The following is a 24,901-nucleotide window of genomic DNA, read 5'->3' as shown; positions in this document are numbered from 1 at the left end:
CGCACCGGCGACGCCGCGCGGCCGGTTCGACCGCCACCGGCGCCGCGCGCGTCAGGTGGCCGGCCGCTCGCCCGCCGGCGGCTCGGTGACCTGCGCCAGCAGGCTCTGGCCCACCGCCTCGATCTCGGTGTCCACGTCCGGCGCCAGCAGCTCCGGCAGTTTCGCCTTGGGCTTCACGCCCAGGCTGACCAGGCGCCGCGCGCGCGGGATCACCGCCATCTTCGAGTCCACCAGCCGGCGCTTGGCCGCGGCATAGGTGTCCTCGGCCGCGCGCAGGCGGGTGCCGACCCTGTCGAACTCGTCCAGGAAACCGGTCAGCGCCTCGAGCAGCAGGCCGCCGGCCTTGTTGATCTCCTCGGCCTGCTTCTGGATCTTCTCGCGCGTCCACAGCCCGTCGACCACGCGCAGCAGCGCCATCAGCGTGTTGGGCGAGGCGAACACGATGCGCCGCTCGAAGGCGTAGGTCTGCAGGCTTCCGTCGGTGCCCAGCGCGGCCGAGAGCGCGCCCTCGATCGGCACGAAGGCGACCGTGACGTCCAGCGCGGCCTCGCCGAACAGTTTCGGATACTGCTTCTCGGCCAGCTCGCGCACGTGCTGGCGCAGCGCGATGGCATGGCGGTGCAGCGCCTCGTGGTGCGCGTCCACGTCCTCGGCGTTCATCGCCTGCTCCCAGGCGACCAGGTTGACCTTGCTGTCGACCACCACGCAGCGATCGCCCGGCAGGCGCACGACCACGTCCGGGCGCAGCGAGCGCCCGCTCTCGTCGTCGGCCATGGACTTCTGCCGCTCGTAGTGCACGCCGTCCTCGAGCCCGGAGCCGCGCAGCACGCTTTCCAGCATCAGCTCGCCCCAGTCGCCGCGCACCTTGGCATTGCCCTTGAGCGCTCGGGTGAGCGCATGCGCCTGCGCGGCCATGTCCTCGTTGAGGCGGCGCAGCTCGCCCAGCGCGCCGACCAGCGAGGCGCGTTCCTTGGCCTCCTCGCCGTAGACCTGGTCCACGCGCTGGCGGAACTGGTCGAGCTGGGTGGCGAAGGGTTTGAGCAGCGTCTCGATGTCCGCCTTCGACTGCGTGGTGGCGCTGCGCACGTTCTGCTCGAACTGCGCGCCGCGCTCCTCGAAGACCTTGCCGGCCATCTGCGCGAAGCTCGCGGAGAGCCTGGCCTGCGCCTCCTCGATGAAGGCGCGCATCTCGGCTTCGGCGCGATGGGCGTGCGCGAGGTTGGCCTGCGCCTGCGCAAGCGCTTCGCGCATGCGCTCCATCTCGGCCTGCTGCAGGGCCTGCGCATCGCGCAGCGCGGCGAGCTCGGCCTTGCGCTCGGCCAGCTCGCGGGCGGCGGTGGCATGCGCGGCCTTCTCGGCCGACAACGCGTCGCGCAGCGCATCGGCGTTCGCGCGCAGCTCGGCATGGGCCGACGCCGCCTCGCGTGCCGCATCGAGTGCGGCCTGCAGGCGGCCCAGCGCCTCGCCGTCGGCCCGCGCACGCTCGGTGGCCTGCGCCAGCTCGGCCGCCAGGCGGTCGCGCTCGGCCTGCAGTGCGGGCAGGCGCGGGTCTTCGGCGCCGTTGCGCGCAAGGCGCATCAGCATCAGGCCGACGAACAGCAGGGCCAGGCCGGTTGAGGCGACGACGGCGAGGGCGAGTGGAGTCATGGCGGCCTCCTGCGGCCGGGCGATGCGCGGCCACAGTAGATGGGTTTTCGTCTCAGTGCCTGAGACGGGAGTCCAGGGCGGGCTGCGACGCGGCGGACCGGCGGCCGTGGCGGCACGCGCGATCGCGCGTCACCTCGGGGTCGTCGCTCAGTCCAGCACCCGGCAGAACACCGCCTTCAGATAGCGCGACTCCGGCACGCTGGCCAGCACCGGGTGGTCGGCGCCCGCGCCGGACACGCGCAGGATCTGCACGGTGCGCCCGGCGTAGTAGGCCGCGCGCCGCAGCATGTCGAGGAACTGCTCCTCGCTGACCAGGCCCGTGCAGGAGAACGTGGCCAGCAGCCCGCCCGGCTTGGTCACGCCCAGCGCGAGCTTGTTCATGTCCAGGTACTTCTTCAGCGCGGGGATCACCTGCTCGCGGTCGCGCGTCATCTTCGCGGGGTCGAGCACGACCACGTCGTACTGCTCGCCGCGGTTCCCCGCATCGCGCAGCCAGGGGAAGATGTCGGCCTGGATGAAGCGGATGCGCTGGTCGTTGAGCCTGGCGTTGCCTTTCGCGATCGCCAGCACCGCGTCGTCGATGTCGATGCCGGTGACCTCGCTCGCCCCGCGCACCGCGGCATAGACGCCGAAGCCGCCGGTATTGCAGCACAGATCCAGCACCGTCTTGCCGTGCACGTGCTGGCTCAGCCACTGCCGGTTCTCGCGCTGGTCGGCGAAGAAGCCGGTCTTGTGCGCGCCGGAAGGGTCGGCGCGGAAGCGGATGCCGTGCTCGGTGATGATGGCCGGCGGCACCGGCGACTGCACGCGGTAGTCGAAGCTCTCCTGCTTCTGCACGTGCTCGTCGGCGAACGAGAAGAAGCGGCAGCCGGGGAATTGCTCGGCGAGCGCGGCATAGATCCATTCGCGGTGGCGGAACATGCCGGCCGAGAAGAACTCGACCACCAGCAGGTCCGCATAGCGGTCGACCACCAGCCCCGAGAGCCCGTCGCCCTCGCTGTGCACCACGCGCCAGGCATCGGAGACCTCGTCCAGCTTCAGCAGGTCGCGCCGCAGGGAGACCGCCGCGGCGATCTTGCGCCGGAACCAGGCCTCGTCGACGGCGACGTCCGGATGCGTTTCCAGGATGCGCACGGCGATGCGCGAATGGCCGTTGTAGAAGCCGCGGCCGATCCAGTCGCCGTCCACGCCGACCACGTCGACGATCGCACCGGGCTTGGGCCGCACGGCCGGCTTGTCGACCAGCCGCTGGAAGATCCACGGGTGCGTGGACTTCCACGCGTTCTTGAGGCGCACGACGGGCAGGGCATTCATGCGCCCATTGTAGGTGTCATCGCGTTTTCACCGGACCGGGCTACACTCCGCGGCCGAAGGGGAGTAGCTCCCAACGCCCGGATCGTCACTACGAGCCTCGTGCTCCGGTCCGGCGGCGGCCAGCAGGCCGCGAGCAAGACCTTCGCCCACCGCGGCGAAGGTGCGTCCAGCAGACGGCCCGCCGCGCCCCGCGCGCCTTCCGGAGCCCTGAATGGACACCATCGCCTCACCCCTGTTGTGGACCGCCTTCGGCGGCCTCGTCGTCCTCGCCCTGCTCGTCGACCTGGTGCTCATGCGCCATGGCGGCCCGCACAGGGTCACCTTCAAGGAAGCGCTCTGGTGGAGCATCGGCTGGGTGGCGCTGGCGCTGGCCTTCGGCGGCTGGCTGTGGTGGTACGTCTCCGGCCAGGCCGGGGCGGAGGAAGGCCAGCGCGTGGCGCTGGAATACATCACCGGCTACCTGGTGGAGAAGTCGCTGGCGGTCGACAACATCTTCGTGTTCCTGATGCTGTTCACCTACTTCGCGGTGCCGGAGGAGCAGCGGCAGAAGGTGCTGATCATCGGCGTGCTGGGCGCGATCGCGCTGCGCGCGATCATGATCTTCGCCGGCGCCCTGCTGCTGCAGAAGTTCCACTGGATCCTCTACGTCTTCGGCCTGTTCCTGCTGCTGACGGGCATCAAGATGCTGTGGGCGGCCGGCAAGGAGCCGGACCTGGAGAACAACCCGATCCTGCGCTGGCTCACCGGCCACGTGCCGATGACACGCGGCTACGCCGGCGCGAAGCTGTCGGTGCTGGAGAACGGCAAGCGTCTGTACACCCCGCTGTTCATCGTGATCGTCATGGTGGGCGTCACCGACCTGATCTTCGCGGTCGACTCCATTCCGGCGATCTTCGCGATCACCGACGATCCCTTCATCGTGCTGACGTCCAACGTGTTCGCGGTGCTGGGCCTGCGCGCGATGTTCTTCCTGCTGGCCGGCCTGGCCGACCGCTTCCACCTGCTGCCCTATGGCCTGGCGATCGTGCTCATGTTCATCGGCGCGAAGATGCTGCTGATCGACGTCTACAAGATCCCCATCTCGATCTCGCTGGGCGTGGTGGCCGCGATCATCGGCACGACGGTGGCGCTCAGCCTGCTGCGCCCGCAGCCGGCGAAGAAGGCCGAATGGTGACGGGCCTGGAACGCTGAGGCCGACCGCGCCCGCCCTTGCGCCGGGCGGGCGCGGTCGCCACGTCCGGTGCATGCACCTGCCCGAAGTCCACGCCCCCGACTCCCCCGCCCAGCGCGGGCGCGACCTTGCGCGCTGGCGGCGCGCCTTCAACGCCAGCCTGGCGGCGGTGCTGCTGCTGGCGGTGGCCTTCGCGGCGCAGGGCGCGTTCGACGCCGCCGCGTGGACGGTGCGTCCGGGGCGGCTCGACGGACTCGTCGGCCTGCTGACCGCCCCGCTGCTGCACGGCTCGGTCGCGCACCTTGCGAGCAATGGCTTCGCGCTGCTGGTGCTGGGCACGGTGGCCGGCGCGCAGGTGCCGCGCGCGCTGGCCGGCACGCTGCCGCTGGCCTGGCTGGGCGGAGGGCTGGCGGCCTGGGCACTGGGCACGCCGGGCTCGCATCACCTGGGCGCCAGCGGCGTGGCGAGCGGGCTGGTCTTCATGCTGCTCACCCTGGGCCTGCTGCGCCGCGACCGCCCCTCCGTGGCCGCGGCCATGCTGGCGCTCGTGCTCTTCGGGGGCGCGCTGCTGGGCGTGCTGCCGCGCGAGCCGGGCGTGTCCTGGCAGTCGCACCTGGGCGGCGCGGTGGCGGGCGTGCTCGCCGCCTGGCTGCTGCGGGCGGCCGACCCGCAGCCGCCGCGCGTGCGCTACAGCTGGGAGGACGAGGTCGACGAAGACGACACGCCCGCCATCGAGCCGGTGCGCGTGGAGGCCGTGCGCATCGCCCCGGCGCGGCGCGGCGACGGGGGCTGAGGCCTCAGCGCAGCGCGAGGTCCAGGGCCAGCGCGGCGAACACGGTCGCGCCCACCCAGTGGTTGTGCAGGAAGGCGCGGAAGCAGGCCGCCCGCTCGCGCGTGCGGGCGATCGCGAACTCCCAGGCCACCAGCACGAGCGCCAGCGCGAGGCCGGCGTACCAGGCGGGGCCGAGCTGGGCGACGCGGCCGGTGACCACCAGCAGCACGAAGAACAGCGCGTACAGGCCGGCCTGCGCGGCGAGGTCGAAGCGCCCGAACAGCAGCGCGGTCGACTTGCTGCCCATGCGTGCATCGTCCTCGCGGTCGACCATCGCATACCAGGTGTCGTAGGCCGTGGCCCAGACGATGTTGGCCGCGTACAGCCACCAGGCTTCCGCCGGCACGTGGCCGCGGATGGCCGCGAACGCCATCGGGATGCCCCAGCCGAAGGCCATGCCGAGGTAGACCTGCGGAAAGTGGGTGTAGCGCTTGAGGTAGGGATAGCTGGCGGCCAGCAGCACGCCGACCACGCTCATCGCGATGGTCAGGGCGTTGAGCGTGAGCACCAGGGCGAAGGCCAGCAGCATCAGCCCGGCGAACACGGCCAGCGCCTCGCGGCCGGAGACCGCGCCGGTGGCGAGCGGACGGTCCTTGGTGCGCTCCACGTGGGGATCGAGCCAGCGGTCGGCGTAATCGTTGATCACGCAGCCGGCCGAGCGGGTGAGCCAGACGCCCAGCGAGAACACCACGAGCGGCCACAGGGGCGGCAGGCCGTCGGCGGCCAGCCACAGCCCCCACCAGGTCGGCCAGAGCAGCAGCAGCCAGCCGATCGGCCGGTCGCCGCGCACGAGCTTCCAGTACAGCGTCAGGCGCCGGCGCCAGCCGGGCGATGGGGAAAGAAGGGCGGTCATCGGGAAGCGGCAGCCTGCGGCTCGCGCATGGTAGCGGGGACGGCACGATGGCCCCGCCGGCGCGCACCCCGTGCCCCGGGCCGGCCGCACGCCGCCGCGTTTGCCGCTAGAATCGCCATCCCGCGCCGCGCCCGTTGCCCAGTCGGGCAGAGTGGTGTGCGAAGCCGCGACTCACCGGCGGCGCGGGTGGATGGAGTGGCACACGGGCTTGGACTCACGGACGGGCCCTGCAGCAGAAAAGTCCTTACAAAACGCGCCTGTAGCTCAGCCGGATAGAGTAGTGGCTTCCGAAGCCATTGGTCGGGGGTTCGAATCCCTCCAGGCGCGCCAATCCCCTCGTGACGGATCCGTGCCGCAACGGCGGCGTGCCCCTCCGGCTGCGTCGACCCGGCCGGGCGCGCGAAGCATCCACGCGCCAGTGCTTCAGCGCCGCGTCGAACGTCTGCACATCGAGCCGCTGATCCGGCGGCGCGACCGGGTGCCGGCCGACCGCCCGTTCCGGGATCCGCGCGTGGGCATCCAGCCTGCCGCGGCTGGCGCGGTACCCATGCACTTGCGGCGCGCCCGCGCCTGCGACCCCTGCTCACCGCCCGGGACCGGATCATCCGCCGCCGCCACGTGCGGGCGAACCGCGGGACGAACAGGCGCGGGAGGCGCGCTCCGGGCTGTCGATGGGCGGCAGACGGGGTTGGCGAACCGATCGCGCCGTCCAACCGCCTGCTGGCGGAGGGCTGGCGGAAGGCAGCTCCCGACGCTGCAAGCTGGCCCATGCGAACGGCACGGACGGGCGTGCGGTCAGCAGCGGTCCCCGGCGAGCGCCTCGATGAGCCGGTGCAGGGCGGCGAGGCGTGCGGGCTTGACCAGGTGCCGGTCGAAGCCGGCAGCCAGGGCGCGCTGGCGGTCGTCTTCCTGGCCGTACCCGGTGAGGGCGACGAGCACCGGCGGCCGGCCTTGCATGGCCCGCACGCGGCGGGCGACCTCGTAGCCGTCCAGGCCCGGCATCGCGATGTCGACGAACGCGATGTCGGGACGGAAGTCCGCGATGGCCTCGAGCGCCGGCGCGCCGCCGTAGACGACGTGCGCCTGCTGCCCCAGGCCCGCGAGCATCAGGGCGAAGGTGTCCGCCGAGGACTGCACGTCGTCCACGACGAGCACGCGGTGCACCGGCAGGGGCGAAAGCGCACGCCCGTCCACGGCGGGCGGCAGGGACGCGTCATCGCCGTGCGCGGCCGCCGGCAGGCAGACCGTGAACTCGCTCCCCGAGCCCGCGCCCCGGCTGCTGGCTTCCACCGTTCCGCCATGGAGTTCGACCAGCGTCTTGACCAGGGTCAGGCCGATACCGAGGCCACCGTGCGTTCGACCGAGCGACTGGTCGACCTGCGTGAACATCTCGAAGATGGACGCGAGCATGTCGACCGGGATGCCGGCGCCGTTGTCCGACACGGTGACGTGCACCTGCTGCGCCTGGCGCCGGGCCGCCAGGCGGATCCGGCCGCCCGGCGCCGTGTACTTGCCCGCGTTGTGCAGCAGGTTGCCGAACACCTGCACCAGCCGGCCGGCGTCGGCGTCGATCACGAGGGGCTCGCCCGGCAGGTCGACGTGCAGGGCGTGCGCGTGGGCATCCAGGAACGGGCGCTGGGCCTCGATCGCCGCCCCCAGCACGGTGCGCAGGTCGAGTCGCTCAGTCCTCAGCTCGATCTTCCCGCGGGTGATGCGGGAGACGTCGAGCAGGTCGTCGATCAGCCGGACCATCTGCCTGACCTGGCGCCCCATCATCCTGCGCAGGCGTTCGGCCTCCTCGGGCTTGTGCTCCAGCAGCGGCCAGACCTGCAGCGCGTTCGATATGGGCGCCAGCGGATTGCGCAGCTCGTGCGCGAGCGTGGCGAGGAACTGGTCCTTGCGCCGGCTCGCCTCCTCGAGGGCCTGTTCGGCGCGCTTGCGGTCGTCGATGTCGAACACCACGCCCACCATGCCGGCGTACTCGCCGTCCTCGGCGAACCACGGACGGCCGAGGTCGACGGCCCAGCGGAAGGCGCCGTCGGCGGTGCGCAGGCGGTACTCGGTCCGGAAGAACGTCCGCGCGGCGTTGGCCTCGAGGAAGATCCTGCCCGCACGCTCCTGGTCGTCCGGGTGCGTGGCGGTCGTCCAGCCCAGGCCGAGGGCCTCCTGCTCGCTCTGGCCGGTGAGCTCGTACCACTGGCGGGAGAGGAAGGTGCAGCAGCCGGTGGCGTCCGTGATCCACAGGGCCGCCGGCGAGGCGTCGGCCATGAGGCGGAACCGCGCTTCGTTCTCGCGCAGCACCTCCTCCGCCATGCGCCGCTCGGTCACGTCGCCCACCGTGCCGACGAAGCCGGTCACGGCGCGCGCCGCGCAGGCCGGTGATCTCGGCCACCATCGCGGTGATGTAGCGCACGCATCCGTCGGGGCCCCTGATCGCCGAAACCGCGTTCTGCACCCAGACGTGCGAGCCATCGGGCCGCAGGTAGCGCTTCTCGATCATGAAGCCCGGGCGCTGCCCCTGCGCCAGCTCGTGAAACAGCGAGACGTTGCCCGGCACGTCGTCCGGGTGCGTGAGGTCCTGCATGCGCAGCCCCATCAACTCCTCGCGGCTGCGCCCGACGATCTCGCAGTAGCGGTCGTTGACGAGCACGAACCGGCCCTCCAGGTCCACCTGGGCGATGCCGCCGGTGGACTGCTCGAACACGGCGCGGAAGCGCTGCTCGCTCTCCTGCAGCGCCTCCTGGGCGAGCCTGGCCTGGGTGATGTCGCGGGCGACGCCCAGCCACTCGATGATCCGGCCGGCGTCATCGAGGATCGGGACCGCGCGCGAGTGGGTCCAGCCCTCTTCGCCTCCCGGCCGGATGACCCGGTGCTCCAGCTCGAACACGCCCTTGCGCGCCGTCGCCTCCGCGATCGCCGCCCGGACGCGCGCGTGTTCGCGAGGCGGCAGGTTGCGCTCCATCCAGTCGCGGATCGGCGCCTCGTTGCTCGGGACCAGGCCACGCCCGTCCAGGGGCTGCATCTCGCCCCAGTCGGCACTCATGCGGTAGACCACGTCGGACGTGGCGGCCATGAGCGCATCGAAACGCGCCTGCACCAGTGCGGTGCGCGGCAGGTGTGGACCATCCGAGACGCTGATGCCCCCGGACCCGGGCATTTCCCCCGCGTTGCGGCTCATGACGGACTTCCAGTGGCGACGGTGCTGCGGCGCAGGACGGGGACTATACGCGTCGGGCAGGGGTGCCCTCCCGCCGGGTGCCCGGGCACAGCGGCGACCTGCCGGGTGCTTCACCGGAGCCGAGCGTGCCACGCGGGCGGGCGGCCCGCCGCGATCGCCCGGAGCCGTCGGACGATGCGCCGGGCGCCCGGTTCCTGCCCTGCCGGCACCATCCCGCCGGAACGGGCGGGCGCCAGGCGGTAAAATTCCCGTTTTGGGCGCAGATACCCGTGGACCTCCAGCATCCGGCGCACGCGCAGGCGCCCGGGCCTGCGCTCGTTCGCCTGGTTGCGCGCCTGGCGGGCGCGCAGGCCCCGCCACCTCCCGATGCACTCGCCGCGCGGCTGGGCGGCTGGATCGGCTGGCCGCAGGCGGTGGCACTGGCCTCCGCGCTGGACGTGCCCCGCGGCCGGGCATCGCCGGACGTGGCCGCGACGGACGACGGCACCGACGACTGCCTCGCCCTGCGGAGCAGCCTCCTGCGCATCATCGAGCGGGACCGGGCGTTCGCGGCGGACCCTGCCGGTGACCCCGGCGCGGCGTTCTACCGGCAGCGCTACACGGCGCTCCAGCAGGTGATGAGCGCCGACGTCGACCTGCTGCGCCGCCGGTTGCGACACCAGCTTGGGCAGCACGGCGCGGCGCTCGCCCGCCTCGCCGCCGTGGACGCGGCGCTCGAGCAGGCGGTCGGCGAGCGCGAGCGCTCGCTGCTGTCCATGCTGCCCGCGTGCGTGGCCGCGCACTTCGAGCGCCTGCGCGCCGACGACGCCACGACCGCCCATGCCCCATCCACCGCCCCGCGTGCGTGGCTGGCCCTGTTCCAGCGCGACATGAAGCAGCTGCTCGTCGCCGAGCTCGACGTCCGCCTGCAGCCCGCGCGCGGCCTGCTCGGCGCCCTCCGCACCCGACCGGATCCCCATGCCCCGTAACCTGCTCAAACCCGTCATCTTCCTCGCCGGACTGGCCGCACTCGGCTGGATCGCCGCGGGCTACGCGGGCACCAGCCTGCCTGCGCTGTCGGTGGTGCTGCTCATCGCCGGCTGCTACGTGGCCGGCGGCGTCGAACTGCAGCGCTACGGACGCGCCACCTCGTCACTGGCGCGCACGGTGGAGGCGACGACGGAGCCCGTGGCCCGCCTGGCGGACTGGCTGGCCCCGCTGCCGGCGTCGCTGCGCCAGGTCGTGCGCCAGCGCGTGGAAGGCGAGCGCGTGCCGCTGCCGGCCCCGGCGCTGACGCCGTACCTGGTGGGCCTGCTGGTGCTGCTCGGCATGCTCGGCACGCTGCTGGGCATGATGGCGACGCTGCAGGGAACGGGCGCGGCGCTGGCCAGCGCCAGCGATCTCGATGCGATCCGCAGCGCCCTCGCCGCGCCGGTGCAGGGCCTGGCCTTCGCGTTCGGCACCTCGATCGCGGGCGTGGCCGCCTCGGCCATGCTCGGCCTGCTGTCCGCGCTCTGCCGCCGCGAGCGCGCCGCCGCCGTGCTGAAACTGGACGAGGCCATCGCCACGCGCCTGCGCGGCCACTCGCGCTCGCACCAGCGCGACGAAGCCCTGCGCCTGCTGCAGCGGCAGGCCGACGTGATGCCCGCGCTGGTCGACCGGCTCACGGAGGCAATGGCGGCCATCACGCAGCAGGGCGCGGCCGCCCACGAGCGCCAGCTCGCGGACCAGGCGGCCTTCCACGCACGCATCGAGGCCGGGCAGGCGCAACTGGCCGCCTCGCTCGAGCGCATGCTGCAGGCCGGCGTCGCCGAAAGCGCGCGCGCGGCGGGCGCGGCGCTGCAGCCGGTGGCCGAAACCACCCTTGCCGCGCTGGTGGAGCACGCCGCCGCGCTGCGCGACGACGTCGACCGGGCGACGCGCCACCAGCTCGACGCACTCGCGCGGACCCTCGAGGCCGGCACGACCACCGTCGCAGGCCTGTGGACCAGCGCGGCCGCGGAACAACGCGGGGCGAACGAACGCCTGGCCGAACGCCTCGGCGACGCGCTCGCGCGGTTCGACGCGGCATTCGAGCACCGCGCGGGGGCGCTTGCCGATCGGATCGCCGACCGGTTCGACGCCGCCACCGACGCGGCCGCGCAGGCCTGGCGCGACGCGCTCGCCCGCCAGGACGCGCAGGCGCAGGCGCTTGCCGCCGGTCAGGCGCAGGCGCTGGACCTGGCGGCCACGCGCCTGGAGGCGACGGGCGAGCGCACGTCCGCCGCCTGGGCCGCGATGCTGGCGCAGCAGGCCGAACAGGGGCGCGCGCTGGCCGAAGACAACGGCCGCGCGCTGGCCGCCGCGGCGGCGACGTTCGAGGCGCACGCCGCGTCGCTGGTCGCCAGCGTCGGCGATTCCCACGCGCAGCTGCAGGCACGCCTGGAAGCGCAGATGCAAGCGCAGGCACGGGGCACGCTCGATGAGATCGCGCGGCTGGTGGACGAGGCCGCACAAGCCCCGCGTGCCGCGGCCGCGGTCATCGCCGAGCTGCGCCAGACCCTCACCGATACCCTGCGCTGCGACAACGCGATGCTGGAGGAGCGCGGCCGCCTGCTGGCGACCGTCGACACCCTGCTGGCCGCGGTCAACCACGCCTCGGCCGAACAACGCAGTGCGATCGATGCCCTGATCACCGCCTCGGCCGATGCCCTGGACCGGGTGACGGCCCGCTTCGGCGTCCAGGTCGACGCCCAGGCGGGCCGGCTCGACGCCGCGGCCGATCGCCTCGCGGCCGGTGCGATCGAGGTGGCGAGCCTGGGCGATGCCTTCGGGGCGGCCGTGGAGCGCTTCGGCGAGGCGAACACGCAGCTGGTCGAACGCCTGCAGGCCATCGAAGGGGCGCTGCAGCAGTCGCTGGCGCGCAGCGACGACCAGCTGGCCTACTACGTGGCCCAGGCCCGCGAGGTCGTCGACCTCTCCGTGCTCACGCAGCGGCAGATCATCGGCGAGCTGCAGAAGCTTGCGCCGCACGCGGACCGGGCCGCGCACGCATGAGCGTGGAGTTCGACGACAGCGACGGCGCCGCGCCGATCTGGGCCGCCTTCGGCGACCTGATGTCGGTCCTGCTGGGCGTGTTCGTGCTGATCCTGGTCGGCGTGATCGGCATGCAGATGCAGCTGTCGCGACAGCTCGACGAGGAGGTCCGCCAGCGGCAGGAGAAGGCCCGCCGCGACCGCAGGCTCGAGCAGGCGCTCGCCGCGCCGCTGGCGAGCGGGCGCGTCACGCTGGTCGACGGGCGCATCGGAATCCGCGGCAACGTGCTGTTCGCCCTGGGCTCGGACGAGTTGCAGCCGGAAGGGCGCGAACTGCTGGACGGCCTCGCCGGCCCCCTGGCGACCTACCTGCGGAGCCGCCACGAGATCCTGATGGTGAGCGGCTTCACCGACGACCGCCGCGTCCGTGGCGGCAGCGGGCGCTTCGCCGACAACTGGGAGCTGTCGGCCGAGCGCGCCCTCACGGTGACGCGGGCGCTGATCGCCGCCGGCGTGCCGGCCGACTCGGTGTTCGCGGCGGCCTTCGGCTCGCAGCAGCCGGTCGGTTCCAATGCCGACGAGGCCGGCCGTGCCCGCAACCGGCGCGTGGAGATCGCGCCGATGCCGCGTCCCCGCGTGACGGCGGCACCATGACCGGGGACGTGCACGAGGCGCGCGCGACGCTGGCCGCCTGGCGCGACCAGGGGCTCGACCGCCTGGACCCGCCGGGCTTCGCGTGCATGCAGGCGCTCGCGCAGCGCGCCGCCAGGCAGGACACCGCGCTACGCGCCCTGCTCGAGGCCCGCCTGCGGCAGCGGATGGAGGCCTATGCCGCGCGGCTGCGCTGCCGCGCGGCCCCGGCGGACGCCACCGCCCGCCCGCCGCCGCCCACGCCCCGTGCATCGGCCCTGTCCCCGCTGCTCGAGCACCTTGCCCGGCAGACCGCCTTGCGCGATGCGGCGTTCACGGCCCCCGCGGCGCAGCCTGCGACCCCGGTGCTGGACGAGGCGCTGCGCGCCTGCAGCCTGCTGCGGTCGGAAAGCCGCTTGCGGCAGACGCTGGTGGAACCGCCCGCCGACGCCGGCCCGCTCAACTCCGCCAGCCTCGTGCACCGCGCGCTGCAGCTCATGCGCGCCGCGTCGCCGGCCTACCTGCAGGCGATGCTGGCGCATGTCGAAGCGCTGGCATGGCTCGAGGATCTGGCACGGGGGGAAGCGGCTGCGGGCAACACGCTTCCCCTTGCGTCCGGGCATAGCGCGCCGCGGAAGGTATCGAGGAGACCGCGCGGGTCCAAGGCGTCATCGGCCTGAACCCCGTCAGCACCGGGCGGCGGCGCCCGCTGGACCCCGGCATGCGCGGGCAGCGACGTGCCGCGTGGGACGGCCCTTGCAGCCCTCCGGAACGGGCCGGGCTGAGGCCCCGTCCGCCTTCCGCCAGCACGGCGCCGTCAGGCCGCCCCCGGCGAAGCGCCTGGTTCGTCCGCCGCGTCGCCGGCGCCGCGCTGTCCGCCGGCGACCACGCTGGTGGCGGTCAGATCCGCGGTGACGTTGCCGACGGTGGCGAACATGTCCGGAATCGTGTCCAGCGCCAGCAGCACGCCCAGCGGTTCGACGGGCAGGCCCATGGCCTGCGTCACTGGCATGTTGGTCGCCATGAAGCTCACCTGCCCCGGCAGGCCCACCGAGCCCATGCTGATCACCACCGCCAGCGCGGCGCCGGCCACCAGCTGCGCGGCGGTGAGGTCCACGCCATGGGCCCAGGCGATGAACGCGGCCACGCCCACGTACTGCATGGGGCTAGTGATGCGGAACAGCGAGACCGCCATCGGCAGCACCAGCGAGGTGACGGGCAGCGGATAGCCCAGGCGCGTGCCCGCGCTCTCGAGCATGGCCGGAAGCGAGGCCAGCGAGGACTGCGTGCTCGCGGCGATCGTCTGCGCCGGCAGGATCGCCGCGGCGAAGCGGCCCAGGCGCTCGCGCCCGGCCACCATGGCGATGGGGTAGAGCAGCAGCGTCATCGCCAGGTACAGCACCACCTGCAGGCCGATGTAGGTGCCGAACACGCCGAGCATGCCGCCGCCCACGCGCGCGCAGACCGCCAGCACCAGGGCGAACACGCCCAGCGGCGCGGCCCACAGCACCCAGCGCACGATGACGATCATCACGTCGCCGATCGCCTGCACCAGCTCGAGCAGGCGTTCGCGGCGCGCGGCGTCGATGCGCGCCAGCGCGAAGCCGAAGAACAGCGCGAACACCACCAGCGGAAGCATCGCGCTCGCGGCCGCGGCGGCCAGCGCATTGCTGGGAATGATCCCGGTGAACCAGTCGCCGAACGAGGCCGGCACGGCCAGCTGCGCCGCGCCCGCCTCGGCCGCGCCCAGCGACTCGGCCAGCCCGGGCGGACGCGGCAGCCAGGAGAGCAGCAGCGGCGCGGCGATGGCGGCCAGCGCGGCGCCCAGCGAGAGCAGCACCAGGAAGCAGGCGATCGCCCGCCGCGCGGTGCGCCCGGAGGCGGCGGCGTCGCGCGCGGTGTTCACGCCGAGGATCACCAGCGCGGCCACCAGCGGCACCACCGTCATCTGCAGGGCGTTGAGCCAGAGCCGGCCGATGGGCTGCACGGCGTCGGCCACGCGCGCGGCGAGTGCGGCATCCGAGGCCGCCAGCGCCAGGCCGATGACGGCGCCGAGGAGGAGTCCGAGCAGTACGCGCGCAGTGGTGGACACGGGCAGTTCCGGAAGGAGGACGAAGGCGTGCCTCAGCGGGCGGCGGCCAGCGCGGGCAGGCCCCAGCCGGCCTGCAGGCGGCGGTACTCGGCATCGGGCAGCAGCACGAAGACGGGCCGGCGCGCGGGGTCGAGCCAGGCCAGCGTCTGCTCCATGACCGCGTCGGCCATCGCCGTGCAGCCCGCCGTGGGCTCGCCGGCGCGGCGCGTGAGGTGGGCGAAGATGCAGCTGCCCGCGCCGGGCCGCGCCTCGCGGTTGTGCTCGATCACGAAGCCCAGGCGATAGCGCGGATCGCCGTTGGCGTGCAGGTCGCGCCGCATGGGCTCGGTGGAGCCCGCCAGCGCGGCCTCGCCGACTTCGCGCGCGTCGACGATGCGGTTGTAGAGCGGGGAGGCCGGCACGTCGATGCAGTAGTCGCTCGCCGTCATCGCCCGGTAGGGCAGGCGCGTGGCCGCGGTCTGCGCATAGCCGAAGGCGGTGCCAAGGGCGAACACGCCGGCGGGCGCGCGGCCGTCGCCTTCGCGCTTGGTCGGCCCCGACGCGGCCTGCGGATGCAGCCCGAGGCCCCAGGCGCTGCCGGTGCGGCCCAGCATCACCGGCGCCGCCTCGCCCACCTGCGTCCAGCGCGCACCCGCGCCGGGCGCGCGTTCGAAACGGCGCAGCAGGCCGTGGTCGACGTCCCAGCCCGCCGTGGTGACGACGATCATCTGCTCCGCCTCGGCCCAGGCGCGTGCCTGCGCCGGACGCTGCGGCGCGCCACCGGCGCATGCGGCGAGGGCGAGCGTGAGCAGGCCGGCGAGCAGCGCGGGCAGGACGCGGCGGGAAGGTGTGGGATGGGTACTGGGCATCGGCGAGGCATCCGGTGGATCGGCAGATCCTGCATGGGCTCGGGGTTGCGGTCGAGTGCGCCCGGGGCGCGCGGCAAGCCGTCGAGCCCGGGTCCGCCCTGCAGGTCAGCAGGCGGGCCGCGTGCGGCCGGGCACGGAGTCGCGGCAGCGCGCAGGCGGCCCAGGCGCGCCTGCGACGCACGGGTTCACGCGCAGGCCGCGAGCGGCTCCAGCCCGTCGATACGGCGGATACCCAGGCCCGGCGCGTCGGTGATGGAAATCCGCGAGTCGTCGAAGACCACGCCGCCTTCCACCGGGTCGCACGCACAGAGCGCCGGGGTGTCCAGGTCGACCCGGGTGATCGCGTCGGATTTCGCGACCGCCAGGTGCACCGCCGCCGCCACGCCGATGCTGGATTCGAGCATGCAGCCGATCATGCACTCCACCCCGTGCAGCGCGGCGATGTCGGCGATGCGGATGGCGTTCGACAGCCCGCCCGTCTTCATCAGCTTGATGTTGACGATGTCGGCCGCGCGCATGCGGATGAGCTCGATGGCGTCGATGGGCCCGAACACGCTCTCGTCGGCCATGATCGGGGTGTGCACGCGCTCGGTGACGTAGCGCATGCCGGCCAGGTCGCGCGCCTTCACCGGCTGCTCGACGAGGTCGAGCTGCACGCCCGCCTCCTCGAGACGGCCGATCGCGGAGACGGCCTGCTTGGCGGTCCAGCCCTGGTTGGCGTCCAGCCGCAGCAGCGCGCGCCCCGCCACTGCCGCGTGGATCGCCCTGACGCGCTCGATGTCCTCGCCGATGTCCGTGCCGACCTTGATCTTCAGCGCCTGGAACCCGCGCTCCACCGCGCCCAGCGAGTCGGCCACCATCCTGTCGATGCAGTCCACGCTGATGGTGATGTCGGTGGTGATCGCCGGATCGCCGCCGCCGAGCATCCTGTAGAGCGGCGCGCCGTAGAGCTGGCCGAACAGGTCGTAGAGGGCGATCTCCACCGCCGCCTTGGCGCTGGTGTTCTTCTCGAGCGACGTCTGCACGAGCCGGGTGGTGCGGTTGAGGTCGGCGATGTGCTGCCCGACCAGGCGCGGCGCGATGTAACGGCCGATCGCCTCGAGGATGGAGCCGTGCGTATCGCCGGTGATTACCGCGGTGGCCGGCGCGCTGCCGTACCCGACGTGGCCGGTGTCGGCATGCACCTCGACGACGATGTCCTCCACGGCCTCCACGGTGCGCAGCGCGGTCCTGAAGGGCGTCTTCAGCGGAACCCTGAGCCGGCCACAGCGGATGTCGGTGATCTTCATGCGGTATCGGGAGATGGCAGGGCGCGCCGCCTAGGGGCGGATGCGCTGGATGCTGGTGATCCGGTCCACGTAGCTCTGCGTGGCGTCGACCATCAGCGGGGTGAGCGGCGAGACGGACACGCCATTGGTCTTCGCGCGCTGCAGGCCGCCGCCGGCATCGCGCCAGTTCAGGCCCGCGGTGTCGTGGATCACGTAGGGCTCGCCATCGACCTGGCCGATCACCATCACCACGTGGCCCGGGATGTAGACCAGATCCCCGGGCTGCAACTCGCGCAGGAGCGCCATGCGACGCTCGCGGCTGTCGCCTCCGGTCAGCGCGATGCGGTTGAACGCCGGGCTGACCGCCTGGTCGCCGGTATTGCGCGGCAGCTCCACGCCCATGCTGCGGTAGACCTCGGAAACGAAGCCGCTGCAGTCGCGCCCGTTGTAGTCGTGTCCCCAGCCGTAGCGCTCGCCGAGGAAGCGGAAGGCCTGGCGGATCAGGTTGGCCTGCGTCAGCGGCAGGTAGCCCGCGGTCGAGGGTGCGATGCGCGGCAGCAGGGCCGGCGCAAAGGCCAGGGAGCCATCGTCGTTGCGCACCGGCAACTCGATCACGTGCGAGGTGTAGCCGTGCTGGCCGTTCACCGGCTCGGACACGGGCCAGTCGGCCCGCACCGGCACGCGCACGCCCATGTCCAGCTGCAGTTCCGACACCCGCGGCTCCTCGGGCGTGTGCACGGTATGCACCCGGGCGCCGGTGACCACGCGGTAGGGCGCCTTGCGCGCATAGCCCAGCACCGCGTCCTTCGGCCCCAGCGCGACGAAGCGCTTCTCGATCCAGGCGGCATAGCGCGGGCTGACCACGAACCACCACTGGCCGTCGAGGCTCTCGTGCGCGATCGCCACCGGGTCGCCCGGAAACAGCGCGCTTTCCTGGAAGCGGTCGATGTCGCGGTCGTCGGGCGCGCTGAACACGCGCAGCGCCGTGGGAAAGCTGCGCAGCGCCGCGCGATGCACCACCAGCCCGTAGCGCGTGGGCCGGTCGGCGACGCGCTCGAGCGCGGCATTGGCGACGACGGCGTCGAGCGTCGCGCGCGCAAGCGGGCCGCCATCGGCGCCGAAGAGCGGGCGCGTGGGGCGCGAGGACAGCCGCGCCACCCACTGCGCCACCTGTGCGCGGCGCAGCGTGGCAGGCAGCGCGTCCAGGTCGTGGATGCTGCGGTCCAGCGTGGCCAGGCGCGCGTTCTGCGCCGCCACCGCCTGCGCATCGAGCACGACCCGGTCCGGCGACGGCAGCCGGGCCACCCAGTATTCCGGGTCGAGCTGCGCGGCCTCGACGCCGATCACGCCGGTGGCGGCGGGCACGCGCCATTCGCGCGCCGGCGTGCCGGGCGCGCCGGCCAGCAGCAATGCGGCAGCCAGGAGGAGGGGAAGGCGCATGGTCAGGTCCTGCGATCGGGGCGACGGCGTTCCGCGCAACGTCTCCGGCGGGCATGGCGATGCCGATCGCGGCGCGCGGATGCCGGATCGGCGCAGTGTCCGGGAGTCCGGCGCCCATGCGTCGGAACAGACGGTCTGCAAGCGTACGAGGCAAGCATAGGTTATTGACGACGCATGACCCGCGTACTGCCGGGTCGGTGGCGGGCGGCGCGACGCCCTGACACCGCCCGGCCGCAACGCGCGGGCAGGCGACGGGGCTTGACCTGCGTCATCGCGCCCGGCGCGTGCGCGCACCATGCTCCGCGCCTGCTCCCGGGCCTCCTGCGCATGGCTGACCACGACCTCCGCGGCTTTCTCGACCGCCTCGAGCGCATGCGCGACCTGGCGCAGGTGCCGGTGCCGGTGGATCCCGAGCTGGAGTCGACCTCGCTCTGCCTGCGCGCGCTGAAGGCGCAGGGCCCCGCGCTGCTGATGCAGGCGCCCGGCGGCGCGCGCATGCTCGGCAACCTGTTCGGCCATCGCAGGCGCATCGAGGCGGCCCTGGCAGGCCGGCCACTGGCCTCGCTGCGCGAGCTGGGCGAGCTGCTGGCGGCGATCAAGGAGCCGCGCTGGCCCTCGGGCCTGAGGCAGGCGCTGTCGACCTGGCCGGAGCTGGCGCAACTGGCGCACGTGGCGCCGCGCACGGTGCGCGAGGCGGCGTTCCTCGACGAGACGCTGGAGGGCGGCGACGTCGACCTCGCGCGCCTGCCCGTGCAGCGCTGCTGGCCGGAGGACGCCGGCCCCCTGATCACGCTGGGGCTGGTGGTCACCCGCGGGCCGGCCAAGCCGCGGCAGAACGTGGCGATCTACCGGATGCAGGTGATCGGCCGCAACCGCGTGATCATGCGCTGGCTCGCGCACCGCGGCGGCGCACTGGACTTCCGCGACGCGCAGGCCGCCGATGCGTCCCGGCCCTTCCCGGTGCTGGTGGCCATCGGCGTGGACCCGGCCACGCTGCTGGCGGCGGTGGCGCCGGTGCCGGATACGCTGTCGGAGTACGAATTCGCCGGCCTGCTGCGCGGCGAGCGCACGCGCCTGTGGCATAGCGCGGCCACCGGGCTGGACGCGCCGGCCGGCGCGGAGATCCTGCTCGAAGGCCGCATCCACCCCGGCGACACCGCGCTGGAAGGCCCGTTCGGCGACCACACCGGCTACTACAACGCGGTCGACCGCTTCCCCGTGCTCACGATCGACCGCATGCACCTGCGGGCGTACGCGATCTACCACGGCAGCTACATGGGCCGCGCGCCCTTCGATGAGCCCTCGGTGATGGCCAGCGCGCTCAACGAGGTGTTCGTGCCGATCCTGCGCCGCGTGTTCCCGGAGGTGGTCGACTTCCACCTGCCCCCGGAGGCCTGCTCCTACCGCATCGCGGTGGTGTCCATCCGCAAGCAGTACGCCGGCCATGCGCGGCGGCTGATGATGGGCGTGTGGTCGTATCTGCGGCAGTTCACCTACACCAAGTTCGTGATCGTGGTGGACGAGGACATCGACACGCGCGACTGGTCGCAGGTGCTGTGGGCGATGTCCACGCGCATGGACCCGGCGCGCGACACGATGCTGGTGGAGAACACGCCCATCGACTACCTCGACTTCGCCAGCCCCGCGCCCGGGCTGGGCTCGAAGATGGGCCTGGACGCGACCAGCAAGTGGCCCGGCGAGACCACGCGCGACTGGGGCCGGCCGATCCGGCCCGATGCGGAGGTCGAGCGGCGCGTCGACCGCCTGTGGGCGGCGCTGTCAGCGGACGCGGCGGCGCGCTGACGGAGCAGGGATCGCGGGTGGGCGCGAGGGCGCGCGCGGTTCCGCGCCGCGCCCGGGACGACGGGTGCGCCGGCGGCTCCGCCGCGCCGCGTCACGCTACCGCGTCGCCGCCACGCCCGGGTCGTCGAACAGCCTCGCGTAGTCGGCCAGCGCGCGCTCCATGGCATCGACCGGCGCGAAGTCGCCCGGCGCCTCGCGCATGGCGCGGCTGCCCTTGAGGATCACGCCGAGGATCACGTGCAGCGAGGCGTCGGCCTGCGGCTCCAGCCGGCATTCGGCGAACACGCGCATGACCTGCGCGTCCAGGTGCGCCGACAGCGCGCGCACCTGCTCCGGGCCCATGTGCCCGTGGCGCGCGTGCTCGAAGGCCTCCACCGCATTGCGCACGCGATCCATCGCCGCGCGCAGTGCGGCATCGGCGGGGAAGGCCGCGGCCGGCGCGGCGGTGGCCGCCTCGGGCGCGGCATGCCGGTGGGCCTGCGCGGGCACGGCGGCCAGGGCGAGCACGGCGAAGGCGAGGGGCAGCAGGACGGGGCGGGACATGGCGCGGCTCCGGGGGCGACGGGGCCATCTTCGGCGCTGCGCGGGCGCGCGCACCTGATCCAGGTCAACGACAGCGCGCCCCGCCGCCGCGAGCATGGCCGCCGTTCACACCGGGGGCGTGCATGGAACTGGTCTGTCCCGCCGGCAACCTGCCGGCCCTGAAGACGGCGATCGACGCCGGCGCCGATGCCGTCTACGCGGGCTTCCGCGACCAGACCAACGCCCGTGCCTTCCCGGGGCTCAACGTCGACGAGGCCGAGCTGCGCGAGGGCATCGCCTATGCCCATGCGCGCGGCCGCCGCGTGTACCTGGCGCTCAACACCTATCCCGACAGCGCGCGCCTGGCCACCTGGCATGCGGCGGTGGACCGCGCCGCCCAGGCCGGCTGCGACGCGATCATCGCCGCCGAGCCCGCGGTGCTCGACTACGCCGCGCGCACGCATCCGACGCTTGCGCGGCACCTGTCGGTGCAGGGCTCGGCCACCACCGCGCCGGCGCTGTCGTGGATGCACGAGCGCTTCGGCATCAGCCGCGCGGTGCTGCCGCGGGTGCTGTCGATCCAGCAGGTCGAGCGGCTCTGCGAGCGCTCGCCGGTGCCGCTGGAGGTCTTCGCCTTCGGCTCGCTGTGCATCATGGTCGAGGGCCGCTGCCAGCTCTCCAGCTACGTCACCGGCGCGTCCCCGAACCGCCACGGCGTGTGCTCGCCGGCGAAGTTCGTGCGCTGGGACGAGGAGCCCGACGGCGGCCGCACGGTGCGCCTGAACGGCGTGCTGATCGACCGCTTCGCCGAAGGCGAGCCGGCCGGCTATCCCACCGTCTGCAAGGGCCGCTTCGACGTGGGCGGCGAGGTCTTCCACGCGCTGGAGGAGCCGACCTCGCTCAACACGCTGGAGCTGCTGCCGCGGCTGGCGCGTGCGGGCGTGGCCGCGCTGAAGATCGAGGGCCGCCAGCGCGGCGCGGCCTACGTGCGCACCGTGGCCTCCACCTGGCGCGCGGCCATCGACCGCCTGGCGCGCGACGGCGGCGACTGGGCCGCGCAGCCGGCCTGGCAGCAGGCGCTGGCCGCACATGCCGAAGGCCACCAGACCACGCTGGGGCCCTACCACCGGGCCTGGCACTGAGCGCGCCCGCGCCTCCTCTTTTTCGGAAACCGCATCGATGAAGCTGAGCCTGGGCCCGCTGCAGTACTTCTGGCCGCGCGAGCGCGTGCTGGCCTTCTACCGCGAGGCGCTGGACTGGCCGGTGGACGTGGTCTACCTGGGCGAGACGGTCTGCAGCAAGCGCCGCGAGCTGCGCACGCGCGACTGGATCGCGCTGGCGCAGGAGCTGCGCGCGGCGGGCAAGGAGGTGGTGCTGTCGTCGCTGGCGCTGATCGAGGCCGAGTCCGAACTTGGCGTGGTGGCGCGGCTGGTGGAGGAGGGCGGCGGCTGGGTCGAGGCCAACGACCTCTCGGCCGTGCAGCTCTGCCGGGAAAAGCGCGTGCCCTTCGTGGCCGGGCCCGCGCTGGGCGTCTACAACCACCGCACGCTGGCGATGCTGGCCGAGGACGGCCTGCGCCGCTGGGTGCCGGGCGTGGAGCAGGGGCGCGTGCTCGTGGAGGAGCTGCGCGCGGCCTACGTGGCCGACGGGGCGGCGATGCCGGAGCTGGAGGTGATCGCCTGGGGCCGGCTGCCGCTGTCGTACTCGGCGCGCTGCTTCACCGCGCGCGCCTTCGACCTGCCCAAGGACGCCTGCGGCTTCCGCTGCATCGAGCATCCCGACGGGCTGCCGCTGGGCACGCGCGAGGGCCAGGCCTTCCTGCGCATCAACGGCATCCAGGTGCAGGGCGAGGCCATCGCCGATCTCTCGCCCGAGCTGCCTTCGCTGCGCGCGCTCGGCGTCGACCTGCTGCGGCTGTATCCGCAGGCCGCCGGCATGGCCGAGGTGGTGGCGCATTTCGACCAGGCGCTGCGCATGCCGCTGCCGCCGCCGGCACTGGGCCGCCGCAATGGCTACTGGCATGGCGAGCCGGGCATGATCGAGGCGCTGGCCGGCTGAGCGGCCGATGCCGCTGGCCCGCCGCCCGCACCGCCAGGACACCGATGAGCCTCTACGCCAGCCTGCTGACCGCCCACCTGCTCGGCGCCACGGTGTGGACGGGCGGGCACCTGGTGCTCTGCCTGTCGGTGCTGCCCACGGCCCTGCGGGCGCGCGACCCGGACCCCGTGCGCCGCTTCGAGGCCGCCTACGAGCGCATCGGCCTGCCCGCGCTGCTGGTGCAGGTGGCGAGCGGCCTCGGGCTGGCGCACCTGCTGCTCGCATCGCCCGCCGCGCTGCTCGAGGACTCGCCGCTGGCGCGGCTGGTCTGGGCCAAGCTCGCACTGCTGGCCGCCACCGTCGCGCTGGCGGCGCATGCGCGGCTGTCGATCATTCCGCGGCTCGATGCCGCGCGCCTGCCGGCGCTGGCCGTGCACATCGTGGCGGTGACCGCGCTGGCGGTGGGCTTCGTGGTGGCCGGCCTGGGCCTGCGCACCGGCCTGTTCGCCTGAGGCCCGCCGGCTCAGGCCGGCAACGCCGCCTTGTCCTCGGGCTCCAGCCAGTGCGCGCCGGCGCTGCGGCGGTTGGCCCGCATCGCCGCGAGCATCGCCGCCGCCACGCGCGTGTCCGCATCCGCGCCCTGCAGCTCGTCCGCCGCGCGGGCCAGCGCCGCGGGCGATCGCAGCGGCCCGGCGGCCTGCCACAGCCGCGCGCGCAGTTGCGCCAGCGCGGGCTCCTCCAGCATCGGGCCCGCCTCGCACAGCCGGCTCGCGCCCGCGGGCGGCGGCATCGGGCAGGCCTGCGCGAGGGTGAGCCCGAGCCGGTGGCCCATGACCACGCATTCCAGCAGCGAATTGCTGGCCAGCCGGTTCGCGCCGTGCACGCCGGTGCAGGCGACCTCGCCCACCGCGTACAGGCCGGGCACCGAGCTGGCGCCGAAGGCGTCCACCTCGATGCCGCCCATGTGGAAACCTGATTAGCCCCGACCCTCAGCCGCCAGTCGCAGGATGTGCGTCGCCCACCGCCGAGCATACGGCCACCTGAAGGCGACGAGGTGGCGTCATGAGCATCAATTCCGTGCAGTTCCAGGCTGGCCTGTCCATGGCCGAGTTCATCGCCCGCTACGGCACCGAGGCCAAGTGCTACCGTGCCCTGTACCAGTGGCGTTGGCCGCAAGGCTTCCGCTGCCCGGCCTGCACTGGACGGGCCCGCTCGCGGTTTCGGCGCGGGACGACGGTCTACTACCAGTGCCGCGCCTGCCGGCACCAGACCACGCTGACCGCCGGCACGATGTTCGAGGGCACCAAGCTGCCGCTGCGCACCTGGCTGCTGGCCCTGCACCTGCTGACCGCGACCAAGACCAACCTCGCCGCGCTGGAGCTGATGCGCCACCTGGGAGTCAACTACAAGACCGCCTGGCGGATGAAGCACAAGATCATGCAGGCCATGGCCGAGCGCGAGGAACCCCGGCGGCTCAATGGCTTCGTGCAGATCGACGATGCCTACCTCGGCGGCGAGCGCAACGGCGGCAAGCGCGGGCGCGGTGCCGAGGGCAAGCAACCCTTCGTGATCGCGGTGCAGACCGACGCCCGCTTCGCCGCGCCGAGCCTGGCCGTGATCGAGCCGGTGCGCAGCTTCGACAACGTCTCGCTCGAGGACTGGATCGCACGGCGCCTGGCGCCCGGGTGCGAGACCTATACCGACGGTCTGGCCTGCTTCCGCCGGCTCGAAGACGCCGGCCACGCCCACACCACGCTGGACACCGGCGGCGGCCGTGCCGCCACCGAGGCGCCGGGCGCGCGTTGGGTGAACGTGCTGCTGGGCAACGTCAAGCGCGCCATCAACGGCACCTACCACGCCATCCGCCAGGCCAAGTACGCGCGGCGCTACCTGGCCGAAGCCGCCTACCGGTTCAACCGTCGCTTCCGCCTGCATGAGATGCTGCCGCGACTGGCCACCGCCATGCTGCGCTGCAAGCCTTGCCCCGAGCCGGTCTTGCGCGCTGCGAGCAATTTTCATGGCTGAGGGTCGGGGCTAATCAGGTGTGGAAATGCGCGGCCGGCGTGACCGGCAGCGGCGTGCTGCACGGATCCAGCCCGTGCCGTCGGCAGGCGGCGACCACGGTGGGAAAGGCCTGCGTCCAGCCGGCGGGCAGCGCGGTGGCGTCGAGGAAGGCGCCGCCCTCGCGCCCGAGCTGCCAGAGCCGGCGCGCGACCACGTCGCGCGGGGCGAGGTCGCCGCGCGGATCGACGCCGGCCATGGCCGGACGCCCG

At 73.4% G+C, this 24,901-nt stretch carries 20 protein-coding genes, 1 tRNA gene and 3 pseudogenes; 12 read left to right on the top strand and 12 right to left on the bottom strand.

Annotated elements, in window-relative coordinates; translation table 11 throughout:
- Window positions 1-51 precede the first annotated feature (51 nt).
- Window positions 52-1,647, bottom strand: coding sequence for a DNA recombination protein RmuC (gene rmuC / locus EYQ95_RS22160; RefSeq protein WP_132330639.1), 1,596 nt, complete (start codon window positions 1,645-1,647; stop codon window positions 52-54).
- Between the two features lie 147 nt (window positions 1,648-1,794).
- Complete coding sequence (locus EYQ95_RS22155; RefSeq protein WP_132330637.1) at window positions 1,795-2,961, bottom strand: class I SAM-dependent rRNA methyltransferase; 1,167 nt, start codon at window positions 2,959-2,961, stop codon at window positions 1,795-1,797.
- A gap of 211 nt (window positions 2,962-3,172) precedes the next feature.
- On the opposite strand from EYQ95_RS22155, the gene EYQ95_RS22150 reads away from it, so the two are divergent.
- Complete coding sequence (locus EYQ95_RS22150) at window positions 3,173-4,135, top strand: TerC family protein (RefSeq protein WP_132330635.1); 963 nt, start codon at window positions 3,173-3,175, stop codon at window positions 4,133-4,135.
- A gap of 70 nt (window positions 4,136-4,205) precedes the next feature.
- On the top strand, window positions 4,206-4,925 hold the full coding sequence (locus EYQ95_RS22145) for a rhomboid family intramembrane serine protease (RefSeq protein ID WP_132330633.1): 720 nt from the start codon (window positions 4,206-4,208) through the stop codon (window positions 4,923-4,925).
- Between the two features lie 4 nt (window positions 4,926-4,929).
- Here EYQ95_RS22145 and ubiA read toward each other — a convergent pair whose 3' ends face one another.
- Window positions 4,930-5,817: a 4-hydroxybenzoate octaprenyltransferase gene (ubiA, locus tag EYQ95_RS22140; RefSeq protein ID WP_132330631.1), complete on the bottom strand. Its 888-nt coding sequence runs from the start codon at window positions 5,815-5,817 to the stop codon at window positions 4,930-4,932.
- A 253-nt stretch (window positions 5,818-6,070) separates the two neighbouring features.
- Between ubiA and EYQ95_RS22135 the strand changes: the two genes are divergently transcribed.
- Window positions 6,071-6,147 (top strand) — tRNA-Arg (locus EYQ95_RS22135).
- A gap of 465 nt (window positions 6,148-6,612) precedes the next feature.
- On the opposite strand, the gene EYQ95_RS26915 is transcribed toward EYQ95_RS22135, so the two are convergent.
- Both EYQ95_RS26915 and EYQ95_RS27190 read right to left on the bottom strand, forming a co-directional pair.
- On the bottom strand, window positions 6,613-8,175 hold the full coding sequence (locus tag EYQ95_RS26915) for an ATP-binding protein (protein ID WP_243700038.1): 1,563 nt from the start codon (window positions 8,173-8,175) through the stop codon (window positions 6,613-6,615).
- Between the two features lie 13 nt (window positions 8,176-8,188).
- Window positions 8,189-8,779 (bottom strand): annotated as a pseudogene (locus tag EYQ95_RS27190) (PAS domain-containing protein); the annotation flags it as partial.
- Window positions 8,780-9,264: 485 nt separating this feature from the next.
- Here EYQ95_RS27190 and EYQ95_RS22120 point away from each other — a divergent pair.
- From EYQ95_RS22120 to EYQ95_RS22105, 4 genes are read left to right on the top strand one after another with little or no spacing between them, the layout of a single operon-like run.
- Window positions 9,265-9,963 (top strand): DUF3348 family protein, encoded by a 699-nt coding sequence (locus tag EYQ95_RS22120; protein ID WP_132330627.1) that lies wholly within the window; start codon window positions 9,265-9,267, stop codon window positions 9,961-9,963.
- Window positions 9,953-12,010 (top strand): DUF802 domain-containing protein, encoded by a 2,058-nt coding sequence (locus tag EYQ95_RS22115; RefSeq protein ID WP_132330625.1) that lies wholly within the window; start codon window positions 9,953-9,955, stop codon window positions 12,008-12,010. The genes EYQ95_RS22120 and EYQ95_RS22115 overlap by 11 nt, the downstream gene beginning before the upstream one ends.
- Window positions 12,007-12,642: an OmpA family protein gene (locus tag EYQ95_RS22110; RefSeq protein WP_132330623.1), complete on the top strand. Its 636-nt coding sequence runs from the start codon at window positions 12,007-12,009 to the stop codon at window positions 12,640-12,642. The genes EYQ95_RS22115 and EYQ95_RS22110 overlap by 4 nt, the downstream gene beginning before the upstream one ends.
- Window positions 12,639-13,298, top strand: a complete 660-nt coding sequence (locus EYQ95_RS22105; RefSeq protein ID WP_132330621.1) for a DUF2894 domain-containing protein — start codon at window positions 12,639-12,641, stop codon at window positions 13,296-13,298. The genes EYQ95_RS22110 and EYQ95_RS22105 overlap by 4 nt, the downstream gene beginning before the upstream one ends.
- Before the next feature lie 137 nt (window positions 13,299-13,435).
- Here the strand turns inward: EYQ95_RS22105 and EYQ95_RS22100 are convergent, their stop codons facing one another.
- From EYQ95_RS22100 to EYQ95_RS22085, 4 genes are all read right to left on the bottom strand, one after another.
- Complete coding sequence (locus tag EYQ95_RS22100) at window positions 13,436-14,710, bottom strand: dicarboxylate/amino acid:cation symporter (protein WP_132330619.1); 1,275 nt, start codon at window positions 14,708-14,710, stop codon at window positions 13,436-13,438.
- A 32-nt stretch (window positions 14,711-14,742) separates the two neighbouring features.
- Complete coding sequence (locus EYQ95_RS22095; RefSeq protein ID WP_132330617.1) at window positions 14,743-15,558, bottom strand: L,D-transpeptidase; 816 nt, start codon at window positions 15,556-15,558, stop codon at window positions 14,743-14,745.
- 185 nt (window positions 15,559-15,743) lie between these two features.
- Window positions 15,744-16,847 (bottom strand): dipeptide epimerase, encoded by a 1,104-nt coding sequence (locus tag EYQ95_RS22090; protein ID WP_132330615.1) that lies wholly within the window; start codon window positions 16,845-16,847, stop codon window positions 15,744-15,746.
- A gap of 30 nt (window positions 16,848-16,877) precedes the next feature.
- Window positions 16,878-18,266 carry an SH3 domain-containing protein gene (locus EYQ95_RS22085; protein ID WP_132330613.1) on the bottom strand — a complete coding sequence of 463 codons (1,389 nt, stop codon included), beginning with the start codon at window positions 18,264-18,266 and terminating at the stop codon, window positions 16,878-16,880.
- A gap of 327 nt (window positions 18,267-18,593) precedes the next feature.
- On the opposite strand from EYQ95_RS22085, the gene EYQ95_RS22080 reads away from it, so the two are divergent.
- A complete protein-coding gene (locus EYQ95_RS22080; RefSeq protein WP_132330611.1) occupies window positions 18,594-20,069 on the top strand; it encodes a UbiD family decarboxylase in 1,476 nt (491 codons plus the stop codon).
- 96 nt (window positions 20,070-20,165) lie between these two features.
- Here the strand turns inward: EYQ95_RS22080 and EYQ95_RS22075 are convergent, their stop codons facing one another.
- A complete protein-coding gene (locus EYQ95_RS22075) occupies window positions 20,166-20,612 on the bottom strand; it encodes a hypothetical protein (protein WP_132330609.1) in 447 nt (148 codons plus the stop codon).
- Window positions 20,613-20,734: 122 nt separating this feature from the next.
- On the opposite strand from EYQ95_RS22075, the gene EYQ95_RS22070 reads away from it, so the two are divergent.
- The 3 genes from EYQ95_RS22070 to EYQ95_RS22060 are packed head-to-tail and all read left to right on the top strand — an operon-like array spanning window position 20,735 to window position 23,140.
- Window positions 20,735-21,733, top strand: a complete 999-nt coding sequence (locus tag EYQ95_RS22070) for a peptidase U32 family protein (protein ID WP_132330606.1) — start codon at window positions 20,735-20,737, stop codon at window positions 21,731-21,733.
- Between the two features lie 37 nt (window positions 21,734-21,770).
- Complete coding sequence (locus EYQ95_RS22065; RefSeq protein WP_132330604.1) at window positions 21,771-22,649, top strand: U32 family peptidase; 879 nt, start codon at window positions 21,771-21,773, stop codon at window positions 22,647-22,649.
- A gap of 44 nt (window positions 22,650-22,693) precedes the next feature.
- A complete protein-coding gene (locus tag EYQ95_RS22060; protein ID WP_132330602.1) occupies window positions 22,694-23,140 on the top strand; it encodes a CopD family protein in 447 nt (148 codons plus the stop codon).
- A gap of 320 nt (window positions 23,141-23,460) precedes the next feature.
- Here EYQ95_RS22060 and EYQ95_RS26910 read toward each other — a convergent pair.
- Window positions 23,461-23,592: pseudogene (locus EYQ95_RS26910) on the bottom strand (FAD-binding protein); the annotation flags it as partial.
- A 98-nt stretch (window positions 23,593-23,690) separates the two neighbouring features.
- On the opposite strand from EYQ95_RS26910, the gene EYQ95_RS22050 reads away from it, so the two are divergent.
- Window positions 23,691-24,653: an IS1595 family transposase gene (locus EYQ95_RS22050; RefSeq protein WP_025297891.1), complete on the top strand. Its 963-nt coding sequence runs from the start codon at window positions 23,691-23,693 to the stop codon at window positions 24,651-24,653.
- A 13-nt stretch (window positions 24,654-24,666) separates the two neighbouring features.
- Here EYQ95_RS22050 and EYQ95_RS22045 read toward each other — a convergent pair.
- Window positions 24,667-24,901: pseudogene (locus tag EYQ95_RS22045) on the bottom strand (L-aspartate oxidase); the annotation flags it as partial.

Source organism: Lysobacter sp. N42 (assembly GCF_004344885.1).
The sequence above is the reverse complement of the archived record's forward strand: the minus strand, read 5'-3'. Positions and strand labels throughout refer to the sequence as shown.